This is a genomic window from Phaeacidiphilus oryzae TH49 (assembly GCF_000744815.1).
In the GTDB taxonomy this organism is placed as follows: Bacteria; Actinomycetota; Actinomycetes; order Streptomycetales; family Streptomycetaceae; genus Phaeacidiphilus; species Phaeacidiphilus oryzae.
On sequence record NZ_JQMQ01000004.1, the window covers coordinates 680485 to 702375 of the forward strand.

The 21891-nt window shown below is 74.1% G+C and carries 26 protein-coding genes; 13 read left to right on the forward strand and 13 right to left on the reverse strand.

Features of this window, described 5'->3' with window-relative positions; translation table 11 throughout:
* Window positions 1–58 precede the first annotated feature (58 nt).
* Complete coding sequence (locus tag BS73_RS03215; protein ID WP_051939228.1) at window positions 59–565, forward strand: universal stress protein; 507 nt, start codon at window positions 59–61, stop codon at window positions 563–565.
* Here the strand turns inward: BS73_RS03215 and BS73_RS03220 are convergent.
* The 7 genes from BS73_RS03220 to BS73_RS03250 form a co-directional block, all read right to left on the reverse strand.
* The gene (locus BS73_RS03220; RefSeq protein WP_051939230.1) at window positions 562–1557 is read right to left on the reverse strand and encodes an amidohydrolase family protein; all 996 of its coding nucleotides are present in this window, start codon (window positions 1555–1557) and stop codon (window positions 562–564) included. The two genes, BS73_RS03215 and BS73_RS03220, sit on opposite strands and share 4 nt — an antisense overlap.
* Window positions 1554–2312, reverse strand: a complete 759-nt coding sequence (locus BS73_RS03225; RefSeq protein ID WP_037569004.1) for an SDR family NAD(P)-dependent oxidoreductase — start codon at window positions 2310–2312, stop codon at window positions 1554–1556. The genes BS73_RS03220 and BS73_RS03225 overlap by 4 nt, the downstream gene beginning before the upstream one ends.
* The gene (locus tag BS73_RS03230; RefSeq protein WP_037569678.1) at window positions 2309–2626 is read right to left on the reverse strand and encodes a hypothetical protein; all 318 of its coding nucleotides are present in this window, start codon (window positions 2624–2626) and stop codon (window positions 2309–2311) included. The genes BS73_RS03225 and BS73_RS03230 overlap by 4 nt, the downstream gene beginning before the upstream one ends.
* A gap of 87 nt (window positions 2627–2713) precedes the next feature.
* A complete protein-coding gene (locus BS73_RS03235; RefSeq protein ID WP_037569006.1) occupies window positions 2714–2896 on the reverse strand; it encodes a hypothetical protein in 183 nt (60 codons plus the stop codon).
* Window positions 2897–3181: 285 nt separating this feature from the next.
* The gene (locus tag BS73_RS03240) at window positions 3182–3394 is read right to left on the reverse strand and encodes a hypothetical protein (protein WP_037569008.1); all 213 of its coding nucleotides are present in this window, start codon (window positions 3392–3394) and stop codon (window positions 3182–3184) included.
* A gap of 41 nt (window positions 3395–3435) precedes the next feature.
* Window positions 3436–4098 carry a hypothetical protein gene (locus BS73_RS38060; RefSeq protein ID WP_161789629.1) on the reverse strand — a complete coding sequence of 221 codons (663 nt, stop codon included), beginning with the start codon at window positions 4096–4098 and terminating at the stop codon, window positions 3436–3438.
* A 140-nt stretch (window positions 4099–4238) separates the two neighbouring features.
* Window positions 4239–4880: a class I SAM-dependent methyltransferase gene (locus tag BS73_RS03250; RefSeq protein WP_037569010.1), complete on the reverse strand. Its 642-nt coding sequence runs from the start codon at window positions 4878–4880 to the stop codon at window positions 4239–4241.
* A 95-nt stretch (window positions 4881–4975) separates the two neighbouring features.
* Here BS73_RS03250 and BS73_RS03255 point away from each other — a divergent pair, with 95 nt between their 5' ends.
* On the forward strand, window positions 4976–5608 hold the full coding sequence (locus BS73_RS03255) for a chemotaxis protein CheB (protein WP_235215264.1): 633 nt from the start codon (window positions 4976–4978) through the stop codon (window positions 5606–5608).
* 86 nt (window positions 5609–5694) lie between these two features.
* The gene (gene msrA / locus BS73_RS03260) at window positions 5695–6204 is read left to right on the forward strand and encodes a peptide-methionine (S)-S-oxide reductase MsrA (RefSeq protein WP_037569011.1); all 510 of its coding nucleotides are present in this window, start codon (window positions 5695–5697) and stop codon (window positions 6202–6204) included.
* 86 nt (window positions 6205–6290) lie between these two features.
* Here msrA and BS73_RS03265 read toward each other — a convergent pair whose 3' ends face one another.
* Window positions 6291–7100 (reverse strand): MBL fold metallo-hydrolase, encoded by an 810-nt coding sequence (locus tag BS73_RS03265; protein WP_235215265.1) that lies wholly within the window; start codon window positions 7098–7100, stop codon window positions 6291–6293.
* Between the two features lie 113 nt (window positions 7101–7213).
* The gene (locus BS73_RS03270; protein ID WP_235215266.1) at window positions 7214–7891 is read right to left on the reverse strand and encodes a TetR/AcrR family transcriptional regulator; all 678 of its coding nucleotides are present in this window, start codon (window positions 7889–7891) and stop codon (window positions 7214–7216) included.
* 135 nt (window positions 7892–8026) lie between these two features.
* On the opposite strand from BS73_RS03270, the gene BS73_RS03275 reads away from it, so the two are divergent.
* A complete protein-coding gene (locus BS73_RS03275; protein WP_037569012.1) occupies window positions 8027–8653 on the forward strand; it encodes an NAD(P)-dependent oxidoreductase in 627 nt (208 codons plus the stop codon).
* 131 nt (window positions 8654–8784) lie between these two features.
* Here BS73_RS03275 and BS73_RS03280 read toward each other — a convergent pair whose 3' ends face one another.
* On the reverse strand, window positions 8785–9762 hold the full coding sequence (locus tag BS73_RS03280) for an SDR family NAD(P)-dependent oxidoreductase (RefSeq protein ID WP_037569013.1): 978 nt from the start codon (window positions 9760–9762) through the stop codon (window positions 8785–8787).
* Between the two features lie 196 nt (window positions 9763–9958).
* Here BS73_RS03280 and BS73_RS03285 point away from each other — a divergent pair, with 196 nt between their 5' ends.
* The 9 genes from BS73_RS03285 (at window position 9959) to BS73_RS03325 (ending at window position 17826) form a co-directional block, all read left to right on the forward strand.
* On the forward strand, window positions 9959–10459 hold the full coding sequence (locus BS73_RS03285) for a TetR/AcrR family transcriptional regulator (protein ID WP_037569685.1): 501 nt from the start codon (window positions 9959–9961) through the stop codon (window positions 10457–10459).
* Window positions 10460–10598: 139 nt separating this feature from the next.
* Complete coding sequence (locus BS73_RS03290; protein WP_037569014.1) at window positions 10599–11348, forward strand: DUF4232 domain-containing protein; 750 nt, start codon at window positions 10599–10601, stop codon at window positions 11346–11348.
* A gap of 206 nt (window positions 11349–11554) precedes the next feature.
* A complete protein-coding gene (locus BS73_RS03295) occupies window positions 11555–11866 on the forward strand; it encodes a hypothetical protein (RefSeq protein WP_037569015.1) in 312 nt (103 codons plus the stop codon).
* A 111-nt stretch (window positions 11867–11977) separates the two neighbouring features.
* On the forward strand, window positions 11978–12217 hold the full coding sequence (locus tag BS73_RS03300) for a hypothetical protein (protein ID WP_037569017.1): 240 nt from the start codon (window positions 11978–11980) through the stop codon (window positions 12215–12217).
* 3 nt (window positions 12218–12220) lie between these two features.
* Window positions 12221–12592 (forward strand): hypothetical protein, encoded by a 372-nt coding sequence (locus BS73_RS03305; RefSeq protein ID WP_037569019.1) that lies wholly within the window; start codon window positions 12221–12223, stop codon window positions 12590–12592.
* Window positions 12593–12659: 67 nt separating this feature from the next.
* Complete coding sequence (locus BS73_RS03310; RefSeq protein WP_051939236.1) at window positions 12660–13085, forward strand: hypothetical protein; 426 nt, start codon at window positions 12660–12662, stop codon at window positions 13083–13085.
* Between the two features lie 262 nt (window positions 13086–13347).
* Window positions 13348–14079, forward strand: a complete 732-nt coding sequence (locus BS73_RS03315) for a PadR family transcriptional regulator (RefSeq protein ID WP_051939238.1) — start codon at window positions 13348–13350, stop codon at window positions 14077–14079.
* A gap of 13 nt (window positions 14080–14092) precedes the next feature.
* Window positions 14093–14905 carry an ABC transporter ATP-binding protein gene (locus tag BS73_RS03320; protein ID WP_051939241.1) on the forward strand — a complete coding sequence of 271 codons (813 nt, stop codon included), beginning with the start codon at window positions 14093–14095 and terminating at the stop codon, window positions 14903–14905.
* Complete coding sequence (locus tag BS73_RS03325) at window positions 14902–17826, forward strand: FtsX-like permease family protein (RefSeq protein WP_037569023.1); 2925 nt, start codon at window positions 14902–14904, stop codon at window positions 17824–17826. The genes BS73_RS03320 and BS73_RS03325 overlap by 4 nt, the downstream gene beginning before the upstream one ends.
* A 51-nt stretch (window positions 17827–17877) precedes the next feature.
* On the opposite strand, the gene BS73_RS03330 is transcribed toward BS73_RS03325, so the two are convergent.
* The 3 genes from BS73_RS03330 to BS73_RS38615 form a co-directional block, all read right to left on the reverse strand.
* Complete coding sequence (locus BS73_RS03330; protein WP_051939396.1) at window positions 17878–18888, reverse strand: LacI family DNA-binding transcriptional regulator; 1011 nt, start codon at window positions 18886–18888, stop codon at window positions 17878–17880.
* Window positions 18889–19070: 182 nt separating this feature from the next.
* Window positions 19071–20009 carry an ROK family protein gene (locus tag BS73_RS03335; RefSeq protein ID WP_051939242.1) on the reverse strand — a complete coding sequence of 313 codons (939 nt, stop codon included), beginning with the start codon at window positions 20007–20009 and terminating at the stop codon, window positions 19071–19073.
* Complete coding sequence (locus BS73_RS38615; RefSeq protein ID WP_235215267.1) at window positions 20006–21766, reverse strand: class I mannose-6-phosphate isomerase; 1761 nt, start codon at window positions 21764–21766, stop codon at window positions 20006–20008. Before BS73_RS38615 ends, BS73_RS03335 begins: the two co-directional genes overlap by 4 nt.
* Window positions 21767–21891 lie beyond the last annotated feature (125 nt).

Genomic DNA, 21891 nt, shown 5'->3' on the forward strand with positions numbered 1-21891 from the left:
GCAGGCTGGTGCCGTGAGCGGGGGGACAGACGGTTGCCGATCGGACAGGAGTGGGCTGATGGCCGGCACGGCGGAGCGGCAGGGGTCCCGGAGGCAGCGGCCGGGGCGGATCGTGGTCGGAGTGGACGGCTCGGCGTCCTCCCAGGAGGCACTGCGGTGGGCCGTCGGGCAGGGCCGGCTGGCGGGGGCGGTGGTGGAGGCACTCGCGGCCTGGGAGCGGCCACTGGACTACGGCGGCTACGGCGTGGCGCTGATGGACGTCGACTTCGCTGGCCCGGCGCGGGACGCGCTCGATTCCAGCATCGCGGCACTGGGGCCGGAGGCGGAGAAGGACGTGGAGATCGTCCGCCGGGTGGTCCAGGGCCACCCGGCGGACGTCCTCCTCAAGGCCGCCCAGGGCGCTGATCTCCTCGTCCTGGGCAGCAGGGGCCACGGCGGCTTCGCCGGCGCCCTGCTCGGTTCGGTGGGCCAGCACTGCGTCCAGCACGCCGGCTGCCCCGTGGTGATCGTCCGCCACGGCGAACAGCCCGCAGACGCGGAGGCGCGGACCCGCCCGGCCTCCTAGGCGATGCCGAAGACCCGTTCGGCGGTGCGGTGGCCGATGGCCGTCCGCTGGGCCTCCGTGAGGGGCAGGTCCCGCAGGAAGGCCAGCGCTCCCGCCGGGTCCTCGTACGGGTAGTCGATCGCGAACATGATGTTGTCCTCGCCGACGGCGCGCAGGGCGAGGGCGAGGACGTCGGGATCGTCGATGCCGCTCGTGGTGATGACGAAGTTGCGGCGGAAGTACTCGCTCGGGGTGAGCGAGAGCCTCGGCATCGGTGTGGCCGCCCCGGCCGTCCTGGCCGCGAACGCGTGCCGGTTGTCGATCCGCCGCAGCCAGTACGGGATGCCCTCGCCGAGATGCCCGAGGACGACGGTCAGCTCCGGGTGACGGTCCAGGGCACCGCTGAGGATGAGCCGCATGGCGTGCAGCCCGGCCTCCGCCTGGTAGCCCCAGATCGCACCCGGCAAGCCGTAGTCGCGGTAGGGAGCGAGGGCGCTCGGTGCCCGCGGATGGAGGTAGACCGGCGCGTGCTGCTCCTCGGCCGCCGCCAGCAGCGGCGCGAACTCCGGCTCGTCCAGATACCGCCCGCCGGTGTGCGAGTTGACCATGATGCCGTGGAGCCCCAGGGTGCCCATGGCCCGCTCGATCTCGGCTGCCGCGGCGGCCGGATCCTGCGGCGCCACCGTGGCCAGCCCGCCGAATCGGCCGGGGTGCCGCCGCACGACCGCGGCCAGCGCGTCGTTGAAGTCCCGGGCCAGCGGCACCGCGTCGGCGGCCGGGTAGGGCTGGACGCCGGGCGGGTTGAGGCTGAGCACGGCCATGTCCTGGCCGAGGGCGTCCATCTCCCGCAGCCTGGCGTCGAGATCGGTGAGGCGGGCGCGGGAGGCGGGAGCGCGCTCCAGCGTGCGCATCAACTCCATCTCGGTCTCGTCGCCGGGCACGACCTCCAGGCCGTGCGCCACCCGCAGGAACGCCTCGGTGGCCATATGCTCCTCGACCGCGACGACCCTCACGCCCGACGCCCCCCGTCGACCGACAACGCGATCCCGGTGACGTAGGAGGCGTCGTCGGAGCAGAGCCAGACCGCCGCGGCGGCGGCCTCCTCGGGCGTGGCGAGCCGGCCCAGCGGGGTGATCGACGCCTGCATCGCGATCATGTCCGTGCCGGCGGCCACCGCCTCGAAGCCCGGCGTGCGGGTGGGGCCGGGGCAGACGGCGTTGACCCGGATGCCCTGCGGCGCGTAGTCGACGGCGGCGACCTTGGTGAGGCCGACGATGCCGTGCTTGGCGGCCACATAGGCGGGCGCGGTGGGAATCGCGTACAGGCCGCCGTTGGACGCGACGTTGACGATCGCACCGCCGCCGCGGGCGCGCAGCGCGGGCAGCTCGTACCGCATGCAGTGGAAGGTGCCGGTGAGGTTGACCCGCACCACCCGCTCGAACTCCTCGGGCGCCATCTCGTCGAGCCTGCGGTGGTGCGAGGCCAGCCCGGCGTTGTTCACCGCGAAGTCGAGGCCGCCGAAGGAGGCGACGGTGCGCTCGACGGCCGCCGCCACGGCGCGCTCGTCGGCGATGTCGACGGTGACGGCGAGGGCTTCGCCGCCGTCCTCGCGGATCGACTCCGCCGTCTCGGCCGCCGCGTCCGCGTCGATGTCGAGCACCGCCACCGCGGCTCCGTCGCGGGCGAACCGCAGCGCCGTGGCGCGACCGATCCCGCTGCCGGCGCCGGTGACCAGACCCGCCCTCCGGGGGGCGGCCGCGCCGCTCATACCAGCACCTCGTGGTTGGCCCAGGCGACCTTGTAGGGGTGCCGGCTCTGCCAGCGGTCGATGACCTCGTGCATCCCGGGCGCGGCGAAGGCCTTGGCCAGTGCCTCGGTGTCGGCGACCGTCGCCTGCACGATCGCGGTCGCGATCAGGGCCGGAATGGCCTCCTCACCGGGGATGGAGATGTGCCGTCGGGTCGCGACCGACCGGACGAGGCCGGAGTCGAGGAGAACGCGTTCGATGTCTGCCAGGTACTGATCGAGCTCCGCGTCGGCCAGCGGCTGGTCGAAGGAGACGATCATCGTGTGGTTGATCATGCGGCCATTCTTGGCCGGAACCACCATCCGCGTCCAAGACCGATCGGCCATCCTTCGATAACCTGTAGGCATCGATGAACGGGCGCTTCAGTCCCGGCGTCGGTCGCGGTGCGGCCGGACGCGGCCGAGTACCGTCCGCAGTTGCCGCCTCATCCTCCGCGCCTTCGCGTACTGCCGCGCCGCACGGGCCCGCATGGTCGCCGCCCGCTCCCGCACGGCGGTGTTGTAGTCGTCGAGCGGTTCGACGCCCCGGGGAACGTGCGGGCGCATCCGTGCCTCCTCAGTCCGTCGGGGGGGCAGGGACACCGCAGGGCCGGGGAGCTCTGCTGGACTGTGGCGAAGCTGCACCCCCAGCCTCTCGCGGCAGAGGGGATCCACCAAAAGGAAGTGCCGAGTCGGGAACCACGCCGGCGGCGACTAACCGGTCGGTACGCCCAGCGCCCCCGGCCAATCGGCGCTAAGCTGCCGACCGAGGGCCTGCCGACTCCCCCGTGCGGCAGGCCCTCGCCATGGGCGAGCCCCTCGCCCTCCGCCGTCACCCCGGCGCCCGTCCGCTCAGCCACGCGTAGGCCTCGCGGCGGTTGCCGTGTCGAAGCTGAGCAACCGCAGGCCGGACTCCGCCGCGCTCTCGACGCCCGCCCCGGACAGCAGCCGCGACCCGGGCGACCCCGGATGGACCACCACCCCGAGGCCGTCCGGCGACCCGCCGTCCTCGACCAGGATCTCGCCGTGCGGAGTGTCCACCAGGTGGGTGCGGGTCTCAGACATGGCGCCGTTGGTACCAGAGGGGGCAGTTGACCGCGACCGCTTTACCCGGCCGCCACCGGCACCCGGAACAGCTGGGCTCCCGCACCGTCGGTGAAGACCAGGGCGCCACGGCTCTTCGGCACCTCGGTCGAGACCGTTCCGTCCACATACTGACCCGGGGCCGGCTCACGTTGGCCGGACAGCGCGTCGCCCGTCAGCCCCAGTCCGGCGCACTCCGCCCCGGAGTCCTTGGGGCGGCTCAACCGGCCGCTGCCGGAGGCCCACCAGGGGTTGGTGAACGGCGACAGGGAGCCGGTCGTCCCGCCGCTCGCGACATCCTCGACCCGCAGGTGAACGCAGACGATCCGGTCGCCCGCGTCGGGCCGGACCACGGAGCCGTCCTCGTTCGTCAGCACCGAGGCCGACTTCAGCTCCTCGACCGTGATCGTGTACGAGCCCGCGCGGCCGCCCCGCCGGCCGGTCGAGACGGTCGTCGACCGTCCGACCGCCACCGCCTGGCCAGGCGCCGCGGACGCCGAGGCCGATCCGGCCGAGGCCGGCCCGGACGAGGCCGGAGTCGGGGAGGCCGCGGCCGAGGAGACCGGCCCTCCACCAGCCGGGGTGATCGCCGGAGCCCCGCCCGGCGCGCCACCCCCGCACCCGGTCAGCAGCAGCCCCGCGGCACCCGCCGCGAGCGCGGCCGTCACCCACTCCCCAGCCTTCATGAACCCCCCTGGTTCGGCCCACTCAACAACCGACTGTCCTGACGCGGCATCACCCACCCGCGCCCCCGATGGCCGGCCCGCGCACTATCCGCCAGACATATCACGCCACCCCACCCCAGCACCCACCACTCCCACGACGATCAGTCGCGGCGCGCGAAGAGGACCGCCTGCGCGGCCTCCTCCTCGGGGTCCAGCAGCAGCTGAGCCTCCGTCACAAACCCGGCCGCGCGCAGCCAGCCGGCCATCCGGCCCGGCCGGCGGCGGTGGACCCGCACCCTCATCGGATGGCCGCCGTAGCCCTCGGTCTTCAGCCGAGACCCGTCGCCGATGTGGAACAGGATCTGCAGCGCTCCGCCCGGCCGCAGCGCCCGATGGAAGCCACCGATCACGGACGGCATCGCCTCGTCGGGGACGTGGATCAGTGAGTGCCAGGCGAGCAGCCCGGCCAGCGATGCCGCGGGAAGGCCGAGCTCCGTCATCGACCCCACCTCGAACCGCAGGCCCGGATGGTCGCGCCAGGCCACCTCGACCATCCCGGGGGAGAGGTCGATCCCGAAGGCGTCGACGCCGAGGGCGTGCAGATGGGCGGTGACATGACCAGGGCCGCAGCCGACGTCCGCCACGGGTCCGGCGCCCGCCGCCAGCACGCTTTCGGCGAACAGCGCCAGCGCCGTGCGCAGATACCGCAGCCGGGGAATGGCGTCGCGCACGAAGTCGGCGTAACCGGCCGCGACCGTGTCGTAGGAGGTCCGGGTGTCGCTCAACCAGTCGTCCGCCCGCATGGCCGAGAGGCTAGCGCCCGGTGATCGCCGCGGTGTGCTCCGCGCGTCGCGGGCGGTCCGCGTCCGATCGCCGGTCAGGTCAGTAGTCTTCTTGTGTGCAGAGAACTCCACGTGGTGAGGGCAGCGGCCGCTGGTCGGCCGTGCTGGTGGCCTCCTCGGCCGGCGGCGTCCAGGGACTGAAGACGCTGCTGGGCGGACTCGAGGGGTCTCTCCCGGTGCCGGTGCTGGTGGCCCAGCACCTCAACCGGTCCCGCGAGACCATGCTGGTGGCGATCCTCTCGCGCCCCTCCGCCCTACGGGTCAAGCTCGCCGAGGACGGCGAGAAGCCGCAGGCCGGCACCGTCTACCTGGCTCCGCCCGACCAGCACCTGTGCGTCCGGGACGACGGGACGCTGTTCCTCACCCGCGAGCCCCGGGTCAACTTCGCCCGCCCCGCCGCCGATCCGCTCTTCGAGTCCGCGGCCGCGACGTTCGACGGCGGGCTCATCGCCTGCGTGCTGACCGGCGCGGACAGCGACGGCGCCCGGGGCGTGACGGCCGTCAAGGCCTGCGGCGGCACGGTCCTGGTGCAGGACCCGGAGTCCGCTGAGTTCAAGGGGATGCCGAAGGCGGCGATCCGCTCGGGCCAGGTGGACCACGTGGTGCACCTGCCCGAGATGGCGGGCGTCGTCACCCGCCTTCTCCACGGTGCCCCGGACGGCGGCGAGGCCGCCGGGCCCTCGCGGTGAGGGGGGCACCCGCCCCGGCCCCACCCCGGCGAGGCGAGAGGCCGGCCCTGGGACGAGACTGGTCCTTTACAGAAAGGTGAAGCACCATGACCGAGGCAACGGAGAAGGCCCTGTTGGCGGGCGGCTGCTTCTGGGGGATGCAGGAGCTGATCCGCTCGCTCCCCGGGGTGGTGGCGACCCGGGTCGGTTACAGCGGGGATGCCGACACGCCCCACCCCACCTACCGCAACCACGGGAAGCACGCGGAATCGATCGAGATCACCTTCGATTCCGCCGTCACCGACTACCGGTCGATCCTGGAGTACTTCTTCCAGATCCACGATCCGACCACCAGCAACCGGCAGGGCAACGACATCGGCCTCAGCTACCGCTCGGCGATCTTCTACCTCGACGAGGAGCAGCACCGCGTGGCCAAGGACACCATCGCGGACGTCGAGGCCTCCGGGCTGTGGCCGGGCCCGGTGGTGACCGAGGTGGTACCGGCCGGTCCGTTCTGGGAGGCCGAGCCGGAGCACCAGGACTACCTCCAGCGCTACCCGGACGGTTACACCTGCCACTTCCCGCGCCCCAACTGGCGGCTGCCGAAGCGCGCCTGACGCAGGGCGCGCGGCCGTGGGGGCGGCGGCGACCGGCTGCCGCCGGCCCCGGCCCCCGGCCGCCGTTGCCCCCCGTCGGCCGTCCGTCAGGACTTGTCGAGCCGGGTCCAGCTCCCGTGCGGGGCGACCCGCAGGAGTTCGGAGAGACCGGCCTCGTCGAAGGCCAGTCGCAGATCGGCCAGCCCCTCGGAGAAGTGGGTCCAGCCGTCGAAGTGGGCGGGGACCACCAGGCGGGGGTCGAGGACGGCGGCCGCGGCGGCGGCCCGCCGGCTGTCGAGGGACAGCGGGCGGCCGTCGAACTTGGTCGGCACCCGCGCCGCTCCGGCGTGCAGCACCGCCACGTCGATGTCCGGAAGGCGGCGGGAGATCTCCGCGACGGTCCGGATCGAGGCGTTGTCGCCGCTGATGTAGACGGTGGGCAGTCCCTCGCCGGACAGCACGAAACCGCTCACCTCGCAGTTGACGTTGCCGTCGGCGTCGCGGTCGGCGTCCTCCGGTCCGTGCACCGCGGGGACGACCAGCACGGTGAGGTCGCCTCCGCCGTCTCCGCGGGGCACGGCACGGCTGCTCCAGGGGGACAGGCCCACCGCAGGGGGCCCGAGCCGCTCCGCGGAGCGCGGGCCGGTCACGACCAGCGGGGCGGCCTCGGCGAACGCCCGGCCGCGGTCGTCGAGATTGTCCGGGTGGAGGTCGTGGCTGACCAGCACCAGATCGACCGGGCCCAGGTCGGCTTCGGCGACCGCCGGCCCCGTCGTCTTCGTCAGGTATCCGTGGGGCGCGGGGTCGTCGAAGGTCGGGTCGCTGACGATGCGCAGTCCGCCGATGTCGAGGACGGCGGTGGGGCCGCCCAGGATGGTGACCGCGCATTCCTGCCGCGCCAGTTCCGTGCTCGACAACAGGTCCTCCTCGACCGGTCGGGACGGCGGGAGCCGCCTGCTCCCGCCGCTTCTCGACGAAGAATATCCACGGGCCCGGCGGGCCTGTCGACGGGATTCGGGCGGGCGGCGCGCTAGTCCTCGTCCCGCCGCGCCAGCAGGGCGGCGATCTCCGCGGCAGGCCGGCCGGTGTGAAGGGCGAGCAGCTGGGCGAGGAGGTCGTCCAGCGGCGGCCAGGGCAGGTCGCCGTGGTCGTTGTAGAGGCCGACCAGTCCGTGCATCGCGGTCCAGAGCATCAGCCCGTCCCGCCAGCGCTGCTCCTCCGATCCCTGCCGCCCCCGCTCGCCGTTGACCCGCGCCAGGGAGGTGATGACGGCGTCCAGCAGCTCGGCGCCCTCGCCGTGGCCGGCCCCGGGGACGAGGTCGGCCGGCATCCGTCCGCCGAAGAGGGTCCGGTAGGCGCCGGGCTGCTCGACGCCCCAGCGCACATAGGCCGCGCAGCGGGCCACCAGGCCGGCGAGCGGACCAGGGGCCGCTTCCGCTTCCGCGGCCCGGTCCAGCAGCGCGGCCAGCTCCTGATAGCGCAGCCGCAGTACGTGCTCCACCAGCGCGCCGAGATCCGGGAAGTGGCCGTAGATGCTGGCGGGGGCGACCCCGACCTCGCGGGCCACCTGCCGCAGGGTGAGCGTCTCGGGCTGGTCGAGGGTGGCCAGGAGCCGTGCCGCGGCCTCCACCAGCTGGGCCTTGAGCAGCTGTCCCTGGCCGCGCGGATTGCGGCGCCGGGCGGGGCGCCCCTCGTCGGGCGACGGCATCCTCGGCCTCCTTCCACCGGCACGGCCACTCGGCAACGGTTGTTCACCTTACAGGCACCAGGGCGCTTGACAATGAGTAACCAACACCTGTTCACTCATATAGCCAACACCTGTTCAGTCAAAGGATCGTTCACCATGCGCATCGCAGTTCTCGGAGCCTCCGGAAAGGTCGGCCGCCTCCTCGTGGGGCAGGCGCTGGAGCGCGGGCACGAGGTCGTGGCCCTCGTCCGCAAGCCGGAGCAGTTCGCTCTCCCCTCCGCCGCCGCCCCCGAGAGGCTCGAGATCCGCCGGGCCGACGTCATGGCCCCGGGGGATCTCCCCGCCCTGGGCGACGTGGAGGCGGCCGTCTCCGCCATCGGGATCAGCAAGGGGGACGGCCCGGGGGCGCTGGAGGCCGGCGCCCGGCTGCTCGCCGCCGGGGACTTCCGCACCGTCTGGCTCGGCGCGCTGGGCACGGGAGTGTCGGCCAACGCGGGCGGACGGATCTACCAGGCGATCATGAAGATGGTCGTCGGAAAGGAGATGGCGGAGCGGGTCGAGGCCGACACGATCGTCCTTCAGGCCGGCGGCACGGTCTTCCACGCCCCGGACCTCCGGGTCGGCGGCATAGCCCCGCAGCGACGCGTCCTGCCGCTGGCGGAGTTCAAGCGCCCACTGCTGCCGCCGCACGTCTCCCGGGCCACTCTCGTCGAGCTCATCCTGGACGAGGCCGAGGGGAAGAACGGCGGCCACGGCGGCGAGATCGTCGTCCCACTGGGGTGAATGCGCGGGCGTCCGGGAGCGTCGGAAGCGTGGGAGGCCTCGTTGGGGTCCGGGCGGTGGCTACGCGAGCCGCAGCCGAGGTGCAGCCGAGCGGCGGTGGCTGGGCAGTGGCTCGCTCGATCGCTATGGGCTCAGACGCGGAGGAGCTCGCTGGAGACCTCCCACAGGCGCTTGGCGATGTCGGGGTCGAGTGCCCATTCCTTGACGCCGTGCGGATGCTGGGCGAGATCGGCGTCGTCGGGCACGGTGTAGGCCTCCTGCCCGTCGTCGAGGTAGTGGCCGCCGGTGTGGGCGAACTCGGGGGCCACGGCCGCGATGACGCCGGCGGCGGCGCCCTGCCCCACCGTCTTGTAGGTGAAGACCCCGGCTGCCTCGGCGGCCTCCAGTGAGGCCTTCTGCTCCGGGGTGAAGTTCCGCTGCAGCCCGGTCGCGATGCCGCCGGGGTTCACCGCGTTGGCGACGATGCCGTCCGACGCCCAGCGCCGGGTCGCCTCGACGGCGAAGAGGGAGTTCGCCGTCTTCGACTGGGCGTAGGCGATCTGCGGGTCGTAGGGGCGGTGCTCGAAGTGGAGGTCGTCGAAGTCGATGCCGGAACGCATGTGCGCGGTGGAGCTGACCGCGACGATCCGTGCTCCGTCGCGCTCGGCCGCGCCCCGGGCCAGGGCCTCGTGAAGACCGCGGGCCAGGGCGAAGTGGCCGAGATGGTTGGTCGCGAACTGCAGCTCCCAGCCCTCGCGAGTGCGTTCGAGGCCGCCGGTGACCACGCCCGCGTTGTTGACCAGCAGATGCAACGGCAGCTCCCGCCACGCCTCGACGAACCTGGCGATCGTGTCCCGCTCCGCGAGATCGAGCCGCTCGACTCGCGGACGGATTCCGCCGTGGGCCGACTTCTCGACGGCGTCCGCCACGGCCTCGCCGGCGGCCGTGTTCCGCACCGCGAGGGTCACCTCGGCGCCTGCGCGGGCCAGCACCCGGGCCGTCTCGGCTCCCAGGCCGGAGGAGGCTCCCGTCACGATCGCGCGGAGGCCGCTGAGGTCGACACCGCGCAGCACCTCCTCCGCTGTGCTGGCGGCCGTGAAGCGGGTGGTGATGAGGGGGCGAGATTCCATAGCGGCCACTTTACAGATTGAACGTGACTTGTATAGCTCGTCTGCCGCTCCTAGGATCGGTGGATGCGCAGCACGGATGCCGACCCCACGGCCGCGAGCCCGCGCCGGCCACCCGCGACGCCGCCCCGACCCCGGCGCCCCCGCGGCCCCGGCGCCCGCCGAGACCGATCGGCGTACCGCCGTCCTCGAGGCGGCCATGGCCACGTTCGCCCGCTTCGGCTACCGCAAGACCTCGATGGAGGAGGTGGCGCGGTCCGCGCGGATCTCGCGGCCCGGGCTCTACTTCCTCTTCTCGTCCAAGGAGGCGCTGTTCCGGGCCGCGGCCACCCACATCCTGGAACGGGACCTGGCGGCGGCCGAACGCGCCCTGGCCGTAGCCGACCGCCCCCTCCAGGAGCGTCTCCTGGAGGCGTTCGATCATTGGGCGGGCCGCTACGTCGGCCCCCTGTCGCGCGACGTCCCGACGGTCATCGAGGACAACCCCGACCTCCTCGGCGAGCTGCTGGAGTCGATGCCCCGCCGCTTCGAGCGGCTGATCACCGACGCCCTCGCCGCCGAGCCGGGAGCGGAACCGGCCTCCGCCCTCGCCCGGACGCAGACGCTGATCAGCACCTCGGTCGGGCTCAAGTACCAGGCCTCCTCGCGGGAGTTCTACCGCGACCGGCTGCGGGTGGCGATCGGTCTCCTCATCCCCTGAAGGCGGTCCCGCCGCCTGTTACAGATCCCGGACGATCTTCCTCGAACCGGTTCGTAGGAAGATCCGTCCCTCCTACCGATAAGCGCATCCGACACAGCGAGAGCCGGGCGAGACGATCCGGCACTCCCGAGGGGGACCCATGACCGCCAAGCTGAACCGCGCCCTCCGTTGCACCGCCGCCGCGCTGGCCGTAGCCGTTGTAGGGGCCGGTGCTGCCGCATGCAGCCCGTCCGACTCCTCCGCCGGGGCCGCGGCGCAGTCCTCTGCTGCCGGTCAGCCGAGCACGACACAGCCGACCGGCGCCTCCTCCGCCCCCTCCGCAGCGACCGGTCAGCAGACCACTGCGCAGGCCGGCGGCCAAGGCTCTGCCGGGACCGGCGGCACGAGCGCCCAGGGCAACGGCAACGGCAGTGGCAACGCGGCCACCGGCGCCGTCAACGTGTCCCCGGCGGCCGCGAGCAGCCGCTGCCACACCGGCGAGCTCAAGCTCCGCTGGAACGCCGGCGCCCCCGACATGGGCGGCACCCAGCAGCAGATCGCCTCCGTGAAGCTGACCAACATCGGCTCCCGCACCTGCACCCTGTACGGCTTCCCGGGCGTCCGCCTGATCAGCAGGACCGGCGAAACGTGGGACCTGCCGCGCTCCAAGGACAAGCCGGCCACCCTCACCCTGAAGCCCGGGGACGACACGGCCGAGATCACCATCAACGTCCTGCCGATCCCCGCGAACACCACCGACACCCGCCCGTTCGCCCCGGCCCAGGTCCAGATCACCCCGCCCGACGAGACCACCCACACCACCCTCGCCTGGCCCTACGGCGGAGCCCTGTGGCACCAGGCCGGCGCCACCTCCGACCCCGAGACCTTCGTCAACCCGGTCGGCTACTGATCCGCTCGGCGCGCGGCGGCGGCGGGACCGTGACCTGCGCCGCCGTGCTGCGGACGACCGCCCGCAAATGCCGGCCCAGGGCGCCCCACGGCTCCAAAGAGAACTCCCGGTCGTCGGTCGTGTGCCGGTGTGCCGGGGTGAAGCCCGCGGGGGACGGGTAGTCGCTGAAAGGGAGGTGCGGCAAGGGCGGCTGGAGGAGAGCGTCGATGGTGGCAACGCTGAAGCTGACGCACAAGGCGATCGGCGCCGAGGTGCGTCGTGGCGACTACGAGGTACTGCTGGACGGCAGGCCCGTCGCGGTGGTCGGCATGAACGAGACGATCGAGCTGCCGATCGAGAGCGGCCGGCACGAACTGCGGGTCCGCGACGGCCGGAAGTCCAGCGCGAACGAGACCTTCGACGCCGCCGAGGGCGAGGTCGTCGCCTTCCGATGCACCGGAAAGCGACTTCTGCCGATCTTCCTCGCGTCCTTCGTCGCCCCCCGCCTGGCGCTCAAGCTGAAACGCACCCACGGCTAGCCACGGGGGGCGCGGGGGACGAGGTGCCCGGTACCGGCGTGCGGTGGGTTTCACCTGCGGTTTCTCTGTCGTTGGTACCGGAGAACCGCTATCGGACGCTAGGCTGTGGGCATGCCTGCTCTCAATATCGAGTTCAGCGAAGAGGAAATGGCTCAGCTGCGGCAGGAGGCCGAGGCGCGGGCGGTCTCGCTCAAGACGCTGGTGCGGGAGGCCGTGGCCGGGGACCTGGCCCACCGGCGCGCGCTCGCCGAGGGCGCCGAGGCGTTCCGCCGCTTCGTGGGCGAGCACGCTGGTGCGTTCGACGAGGCCTTCCCGGACAGCGTTCCGCGCCGCACGGCCGGAGCCGCCTGAGGCATGGAACTGCACATCGACATCCCCTGGCTGCTGGAGCGCCAGGCCGAGCTGCTGCCCGAGCAGCCGGCCGTGAACGACTACTCCGCGCTGGTGGCGGCCGTGGCCCGGCACCGGGTGAACACGCCGAGGCTGGGGGAGGAGCCGGACGCCGCCTGGCGTGCCGCCGCCCTGCTCCACACCACCGTCCTCCTCAAGCCGCTTCCGGCGCGGAACGAGCTGTTCGGCGCCGGTCTGGCCACCGCGTACATGCACGCCAGCGAGGAGGGCATCGCGCCGCCCTACGGGGCGCTGATCGACCTGGTCCGGGCCATCCGCACCACCGGCCTGGACGTCTACGGCACCGCTCACCTCCTGCGCTCCTGGCGGATCTGACGGGCCGGTGTCCGGCGACTCGGCGGGGAGGGGCGTTCCGGCGGGGGTCTCGGGGTACTGCCTAAGCGTGGCAGAGGCTGGGAAGGCCCGGTTCCGGGTTGCGTGGATCTGTCTGGCCCTGGTGGGCGCGGGCATCTTCGTCTTCGGTCTGGTGGCCGTCATCGCGCCGGGCTCCGGCGACGTGCGCTTGATGCGCGCGGACGGGCTGGCCGCGATCGGGCTGGGGCTGTTCGGCACGCTGATCACAGTGCTGCCGTTCCGGCGCCGGGAGGTCTGGGCGTGGTGGGCGCAGTGGTTCTACCCGGTGTTCTGGGTCGCCCACCTGGCCGGCCGGCTGCCGCCGGGGAAGGACCATGTCCACCAGGTGGTCTTCATCGTGCTGTCACTCCTCGGCCTGCTGCTCCCGGTGCGGGAGTTCTTTCCGCGCCCGTCCTCCGGGGCGGAGCAGGGCGCGACGGCGGTCACGGCCGTCCAGGACCGAAAGGGCGGGTGATCCGCCCCCTCACCCGGAGCCGGTGGCCGGGCTGCTGCGCGGTGCCGGCGCCTTGGCCGCGCTCGTCTACGGGGCCCGGCCCCCGCGTGCCCCGGCCTTCTGCTCTTCCACCATCTCGCCCAGCTCTCGGCCGGGTCCTCGCCGGCCTCGTCCGCTGCCGCGCTGCTCGCGGTGGGGGCGGTCGCCGCCTTCGCCCGCGCCGGGCCGGCGGCCGGCGACCGACGTTGCGAGAGGGGCTGCATACCGGGTATACATACGCGGTATGTCCATCCGTCACGGGTTGCTCGCCCTTCTCGATCAAGGCCCTCGCTACGGCTATCAACTGCGCGCCGAGTTCGAGTCGCGGACCGGGGGGACCTGGCCGCTGAACGTCGGACAGGTCTATACCACCCTCGGCCGACTGGAGCGGGACGGTCTGGTCGCCCCCTGCGCCGAGGGCGCGGGCGCCGAGGAGGCGGAGGGGCAGGTCTACTACGCCATCACCGAACAGGGCCGGCAGGAGCTGCGCTCCTGGTTCGGCACGCCGGTCGGGCGCAATCACCCGCCCCGGGACGAGCTGGCGATCAAGCTGGCGATGGCGGTCGGGGCGCCCGAGGTCGACGTCCAGGCCGTGGTCCAGGCGCAGCGCGCGCACACCATGCGCGCGCTGCAGGACTACACCCGGCTGAAGGCGCGTGCGCTGGCCGCCGAGACCGGCGCGGCGGCGGACCCGGGGGGCTCCCGGGAAGCGGCCGATTCCACCGACGACCTGGCCTGGCTGCTGGTCCTGGAACAGCTGATCTTCCAGGCCGAGGCGGAGATCCGCTGGCTGGACCACTGCGAGCAGCGGCTCGCCCGCGCCGGCCGGGCCCGGCGGCAGCAGGCCGCCAAGGCCGCCGGGACCGCCGACACCGCCGACACCGCCGACGGCGCCGACGCCCGCGCCGGATCGGCCGGCACCGACGCGACAGGGGCGCGGGAGCAGTCCGCGACCCGCGACACCGCACACTTCTGAGGGAGAGCAGAACGTGTCACCCGAGCACAACCCCCCTACCGGGCAACCCGGTTCAGAGCCAGCCTCCGTATCGGAGGTCTCGCCCGGGCCGTCGGCCCCCGCGGACCGCCCGGTCCTCAGCCTCAGCGGGGTCACCCGCGTCCACGGCAGCGGCGCCGCCGAGGTGCACGCCCTGCGCGGCATCGACCTGGCCGTCCGGGCCGGCGAACTGGTCGCGGTGATGGGCCCCAGCGGTTCCGGCAAGTCCACCCTGCTGACGCTGGCCGGCGGCCTCGACACTGCCACCTCGGGGGAGATCCGGGTCGAGGGACAGGAGCTCGGGGCACTGTCCTCGCGCGCGCTCGCCGCTGTGCGCCGGCGTCAGATCGGCTATGTCTTCCAGGACTTCAACCTGATACCGGCGCTCACCGCCGCCGAGAACGTCTCGCTCCCGCGCGAACTGGACGGCGTCCCGGCCCGCCGGGCCCGGCAGGAGGCGCAGGCCGCACTGGACGAGATCGGCATCGGCGAACTCGCCGACCGCTTCCCCGACGACATGTCGGGCGGCCAGCAGCAGCGGGTCGCCATCGCCCGCGCGCTGATCGGCGACCGGCGCCTGGTATTGGCCGACGAGCCCACCGGAGCGCTGGACTCCACCACCGGCGAGGCCGTTCTCGCCGTCCTGCGCACCCGCTGCGACGCCGGCGCCGCCGGCGTCCTGGTCACCCACGAGGCCCGGCACGCCGCCTGGGCGGACCGGGTGGTCTTCCTGCGGGACGGCCGGATGGTCGACGAGACCTCCTCCGGCACCGCCGAATCGCTGCTCTCCGGGCGGGTGGGCCGATGAGGCCCGCCGCCTGGCGGGCCGCCCTGCGGATCGCCCGCCGGGACGCCCTCCGCTCCCGAGGCCGCAGCGCCCTGGTCGCCGTCATGATCGCGCTGCCGGTGCTCGGCGCCTCCGCGGCGGACGTCACCGCCCGCAGCTCCCACCTCTCGGCGGCCACCGTCGCCACCCGCCAGATGGGCGCGGCCGACGCCCTGGTCTCGATCAGCGACCCGGGCCACCCCATCGAGCAGCAGCCCAACCCCGGGGACGGGTCCGAGGAGAGCGGCCGGCTGACCGCGATGGCCCCGTACACCCCGTCCGCCGCCGCCCGCAGCGCCGCCGCGGCCTCGCCCGAGCGGCTGCTCAAGGCGGCGCTGCCGGCCGGCAGCCGGCTGACGCCCCTCCCGGAGGAGACCACCGGCATCCCCTTCACCACCCGGTACGGCGTCACCTCGCCCGGCTACCGCGAACTGGACCTGCGGTCGCCGGCCACCCGCGGACTGGTGACGATGCGTCAGGGCAGCTGGCCCGACCGGCCGTACGAGATCGCGGCCACCACGGCCTTCCTCAAGTCCGCCGGGCTGCGGGTCGGCGACACCACCACCCCGCTCGGCACCGACCGCCCGTACCGGATCACCGCCGCCGTGGAGTACCCGGGGCTGCTCGCCGACCGCGCGCTGATCGCCCGGCCCGGTGAGCTCTACTCCGTACTGGCCCGTTCCACCAGCGTGATGGCCGACGTGGAGGGCAGCGCCAGGCCGACCGGTGACGGCTCCTGGCTGGTCCGGCTGCCCTCCGGCAGCGGCGGCTTCAGCTGGCCGCAGGTGCTCCGGGCGAACGGCTACGGAGTGGAGGTGACCTCCCGCGCGGTGCTGCTGGATCCGCCCGCCGCGGACCGAATCCCGTACCACCTGGACTTCCACGACCGGGCCTCCCGCGGCGGCGGGATCTCCTCCACCGCCGCCATCGCGCTGAGCACCGCGGTGGCGATGGCGCTGCTGGAGGTGGTGCTGCTGGCCGGCCCGGCCTTCGCGGTGGGCGCCCGGCGCAACCGGCGCCAGCTCGGCCTGGTCGCGGTGGCCGGCGGCGACCGGCGGCACATCCGGGCCGTGGTGCTGGCCGGCGGGGCGGTGCTGGGCGGGGCCGGCGCCCTCGTCGGACTCGGCCTCGGCATCGTCGCCGCGGCGGTCCTCCGCGGACCGCTGGAGCAGTACAGCGGCTCCCGCTTCGGCGGGCTCACCCTGGCCCCGCTGGATCTTGCCGCTCTGGTCGTCCTCGGGGTGCTCACCGGACTGGCGGCGGCCCTGGTGCCGGCCGTCCAGGCCTCCCGGCAGTCCGTCACCGCCGCGCTGGGGCAGCGAGGTTCGGTCCGGGCGCCGTCCCGGGCGCTGCTGGTGTGCGGGCTGGCCGTGGTGCTGCTCGGCGCGGCCGGCGCGGTGTTCGGCGCCGCCACCGGGCACGGCTCGACGGCCGTGGGCGCGGGGTCGGTGCTGGCCGAACTCGGGCTGGTGGCCTGTACCCCACACCTGGTGCTGCTGGCCGGGCGGGTGGCCGGGCGGCTGCCGCTCGGCCCCCGGCTGGCGCTGCGCGACGCGGCCCGCAACCGGGGCCGTACCGCGCCCGCGGTGGCCGCGGTGACCGCGGCCGTCGCCGGGGCGGTGGCCATCCTCACCTACCAGGCGGGACAGGACGCCGCCCAGCGCGCCGAGTACCGGGCGGGCGCCCCGGCCGGCGCCCTCGTCCTCCAACTCGGCGAGGCCCCGGACCCGCAGGGCAGGGCCGCCGCGGCGGAACGCGCCGCCACCGCGGCCGTGCTGCCCGGACTCGGCAGCCGGGCCGACGTCTACCGCACCTACTACGGCGCGGACTGCGCGGTCTCCGCCAAGGGCAGCGACGCCGACACGCGGCGCTGCGGCTCGGTGCAGCTGCGGATGCCCGCCGACCGGCTCTGCCGGGACACCACACCGAAGGCCGCGCTCGATCCGTACGGCTCGGGGGCGGAGATCTCCGCGACGGAGGCCAGGCGGCTGCTGCGGACCGATCCGCGCTGCCGTGCGGCCGAGGTCAACTCGATGTACTTCGGCGACGTGGTGGCCGGCGACGCCGACGTGCTGCGGAACCTGTTGGGGGTGGACGACGCGGCGGCCGAGCGGCGTCTGGCGCAGGGCGCGGTCCTCGTCACGGACCCCCGGTACGTGGAGGACGGCCGGGTGACCCTGCTGCGGACCCTCGACCCGGTGGGCGAGGACCAGAAGCCCGAGACCAGCACGGTCAGCCTGCCCGCCGTGGTGGTGGACGCCAAGGTGCCCTCCGCCCAGGCGGTGCTGTCGGTGCGGGCCGCCCGGGCGGCCGGCGTCGGCACCTCCCCGGCCGGATCGATCTGGCTGCCGGGCGCCGGCCCGGAGGCGGGCGGGGCCGGGGGAGTGACCTCCGCCCAACTCCAGGCGGCCACCGCCGCGGTGGCCAAGCAGGGCGGCAGCGGTTCGCTGACCGTCGAGAGCGGATACCGCTCGGACAGCGGGGTGGTCGCCCTGATGCTGCTGATCATCGCCTCCGCGGTGGCGGTCGCCGCGGCCGGCGTCGCCACCGGGCTCTCCGCCGCCGACTCGCAGCGGGACCTGGACACCCTGTCCGCGGTGGGGGCCGCTCCGCGGATCCGGCGTACGCTCTCGGGCTTCCAGTGCGCGGCGGTGGCCGCGATCGGGGTCCTCCTCGGCACCCTCGCCGGGGTGGTGCCCGCGGCCGGCCTGGTCAAGGCCGACCAGGCCGCCGAGCGGCCCTGGGTCGACGCGGTGACCGGCGACATCTCGCTGGCCGCGCACCCGCTCGTGGTGCCCTGGCCGGAGCTGGGCGCCCTGCTGCTCGGACTGCCCGCCCTGGCCTGGGTGCTGGCGGCCGCGCTGACCCGGTCCAACCGGCTCACCCGGCGGATGTCGGTCTGAGGGGGGCGGCCGCCGGGGCTTGCCGCGTCCGCCGGCGGCCGCCGAGCCCGGCTATCGGCCGCTTTGGTCGGGTGCCGGGCCCTCGTCCGCGCCGTGGGCGATGATCGTGGTGCGGACGACGACCCGGCGCGGGGGCGGAGCCGGCGTCCCGGTCGGCGAGAGCCGCTCCCGGAGCAGCTCGGCCGCGCGGCGGCCGATCTCGTCCGGGTCGTAGTCGACCACCAGCACGGGGACGCTGAGGACGTCGGCGAGGTCGAAGTCGTCGAACCCGGCCAGCGTGGCCGACCGGCCGAGGTGCCGCAGCGCCCGGTAGGCGCCCAGTGTGTTGCGGTTGTTGGTGCAGAAGACGGCGGTGGGGGGCTGCGGCAGGGCGAGGAGCTCGGCGGCGGCCGCCTCGGCCGAGGCCATGTCCTCCTGGCCGCGCTTGACCAGGGCGTCGTCGATGCCGAGTCCCGCCTCGTGGAGAGCGGCGCAGTAGCCCCGGTAGCGCTCGGAACCGGTGTAGACCGACGGGGGGTTGCCGAGGAACCCGATGCGGCGGTGCCCCGCGGCCAGCAGCCGGCCGGTGGCCGCGTAGGCGCCCCCGAAGTCGTCGACCAGCACGCAGTCCGCCTCGTGGCCGGCGGGCGGCCGGGCGACCGTGACCACCGGCAGGCCGGCGGGCAACTCCTCGGCCAGATACGCCTGGTCGGCGCCGGCCGGGACCAGGACCACCCCGTCGACCCGGCGGCCGGAGAAGTCGCGGATCGCGGCCCGCTCACGGGCGGTGTCGCCCGCGGTGTTGGTGATCATCAGCCGCAGCCCCTCCTCGGCGACCGCCGCCTCGATGCCCAGGGCCAACCGGGCGTAGAAGGGGTTGGCGAGATTGGTGACGATCAGCCCGATGGTCCCGGTGCCCTGGCCCTGCCGGAAGTTGCGGGCCAGGGTGTTGCGCCGGTAGCCGAGCCGCTGGACGGCGGCCTCGACCCGGGCGCGCCGGTCCGGCGACACGGCGGTGTCGCCGCGCAGCACCCGCGAGACGGTCATCGGGCTGACCTCGGCGAGGGCGGCGACCTCCTTCATCGTGGGCTGTGCGGTGGGGGCGGGCGACCCGCTGGTCACGATGGACTCCCTTGCAGCTTGTGGGCCAGACGCGTGGGCGGCCCGGTACGTCGCCGGACACGTTCTCTTACCACCAGGACGATGATGATCCTCCCTTGTGCGACCCGTGTCGGCTGCCGTTCCGCACGAACCCGCGCGGCCTGTCAGTCCGGCAGTCGCACCGGCGCGTCCGCGCGGGCCGCGCGGGCGTGCCAGGCCGCACCGATGAGGGCGGCGTCCCGCGGCCGCCGGGCGAGGACTGGACGCGGGGCCGCGCCGCCGTCCGCCCGGAGCCCCGCCGTGAGGGCCGGCTCGATCAGGTCCCAGGAGCCGGTCATCGATCCGCCGACCACCAGGGCCTCCGCGCCGAATCGGCGTAGCCAGGGGGCGAGGGCCTGCCCGAGGGCGCCGAAGGCCTGGCTGAGCACGCGGGCCGCGGCTGCGTCGCCGCCCCTGGCGGCCGCGGCGATCTCCCGCACGTCGAGGCGGCGGCCGGAGGCCCGGCGGTAGGCGGCGATCAGGGCGCGCCGCGACACGCTGTCCTCAAGTGGCCTGCCCTGATGGCTGATCAGGTCGGCGCGGCCCTCCGGGGGCACCGTCTCGCCGCTGGTCACCGCCGTGCCCTCGCGGAGGAAGGCGGAACCGACGCCGGTTCCCAGGGTGACGGCGACGAGCGCGGCGCGTCCCCGTCCGGCGCCCTCGATCCACTCGCCGCGGGCGAAGGCCTCGGCGTCGTTGAGGAACGCCACACCCGTGCAGCCCGGGAGGCCGGCCGCCAGCAGGGCGCCGAGGTCCAGGCCGTCCAGCGCGTCGAACTTGCCGACGCCGCGGTAACGGGCGATGCCCCGGGCGTAGTCGAAGGGGCCGGGCAGCGCGACGCCCCAGCGGGCCGGTGCCCCCGCCGGCAGCGCTCGGCCGGCCCGCAGCAGGGCGGCCGTGACGGCCTCCGCCGGCCCCTCGCCGTCCAGCGGCTCGCGGTGCTCCGCGACCACCCGGGCGGGCCCGGAGCCGATCCGCACCAGGGCGGCCGTGACATGGGTGCCGCCGATCTCCAGGACCGGGACGGTGGGGGAGTGGGCCCACCCCGTGCGGGCTTCGCTCATTTCACGAACGCCTTGACGACCCGGCTCTCCCGGGCGCCGAGCCCGGTGACCGTGTACCGGCCGACGGCCGCCGGGACGACCAGGGTCTCGGCGTATCCCACCCGGTGCTCGACGCCGGCCTCGGTGCGCACCAGCACGCCGTCCCCCTCGACCACGTTGACCACGTGGAAGCGCCCGTCCGTGCGGTCCGGCGCGGTGGCCTGCGCGTCGACGGCCAGTCGGTGGACCACGAAGAACATCTCCGGCAACCGCCCCAGAACCTCCTCCCGCCAGCCTTCGCCCTTGCGGAGGATCCGGGGCGACTGTACGAGATCGCGGGCGACCGCGTCACCGGTGCGTTCGGTGTCGAGATTGCGGAAGGCGTGCTCGACGTGGACGGCGCGCTGCCGGTTCCGGGCGTCCCGGCGCAGCCAGTCGTAGAACCGCAGCGAGTAGAGGTACGGGGTGGCGCTGACCTCCAGCACCACGTTGCCCGCCCCGCTGCCGTGCGGAGTGCCGCCGGGGATGAGGAAGAGTTGGTGCGGAGTGGCGGGGAAGGTCTGCACAAAGCGTTCGATCGGGAAGGGGGTGCCCTCGGCGTCGGCCGCGTGGGCGCGGTGGTGGAACTCGGAGACGTCGGCGTCGTCGCGCAGACCGAGGAAGACGGTGTTCTGCTCGCTGCCCGACATCAGGTAGTAGGTCTCGTGCTGGGTGTAGGGCCAGCCGAAGACCTCCTTCATGTAGTCCGGCTGCGGGTGGCAGTGGACCGAGAGGTTGCCGCCGTCGACGGTGTCGAGATAGTCGAACCGGATCGGGAAGGAGGTGCCGAACATCTCATGCACCGTCTCGCCCAGGACGAGTTCGGGGTGGAGGGCGACCAGGAGCTGGAAGGGCAGCTCGATCTGTGGACCGCTGTCCTCGGAGCCCTCGCCCTCGCCCCCGCCCTCGCCGGCTCCCGTGCCCGCTCCCGGGCGGCCGCCTATCAGGACCCCGGACTCGGGCGCGATCAGCTCGTAGCCGAGTGCGGTGTTCGGACCCTCGGGGTTGAAGCCGAGCTCGCGCCGGCCCCACTGGCCGCCCCACGGGGTGGTGTTGAAGGTCGGACGGGTGCGGAAGGGACGGCGGGCCAGGCCGGCGGCCGTCGCCCGCAGTGCGGCGCCGTCGAGGGAGGCGGGGGCGTCCGGGTCCTGGAGGTCGATCCAGCGGTCGATCCGGTCGGCGAGGGAGTCGCGGTGCCGGTCGAGGATCGGCCAGTCGATGTAGAAGAGCCGCCGGGTGCCGCCAGGACCGTCGGACGGCCGCTGACCGAGGTTGGTACCGGTACCTGCGGCGATCGCGGCTTCGGCGTACCGCTTGGGCAGATCGGCGTACCAGAGGGCGTCGTGCTCGACGAGTGCCGCGCCGGGGCCGTACACCACCGTCAGTTCCTCGCCCGGCCGCACTGCGGGCAGCGCGGTGAAGAAGTCGGCCAGTGTGGCCTGTGAGAGGGCGGCGAAGTGCGGGTCGTGGGCCAGTGCGCCCGCCTCGGTGCGGGCCTCGATCTCGGCCCAGGGGGCCAGGTGGGGGCGGACGTCCAGTAGGGCCAGGCCGGGACGGGCGGCCGCCAGGGCGGCGCGCACCCCGTCCCAGTCCAGCGCCCAGGGGCCGTCCAGGGCCACCACCCGCACCCGCTCCGGCAGTTCGGCCAGGGCCGCGGGCCAGCCGCGGGCGACCGCGCCTCCGACGGCCGCGTAGCGCGGGTTCGGCTGGTAGGGCAGGCCACTGCCGTCGTGGTGCACGGGGACACCTTTCGTTGATCGCGTCGCACTGGTCTCGACCGTGCGGCGTTGCGCCGGGCAGTCGAAGGTATCGGTACCTTACCGCCCGGCGGTCGATTGTCCATCGGGTCGTCGAGGGAAGCCGC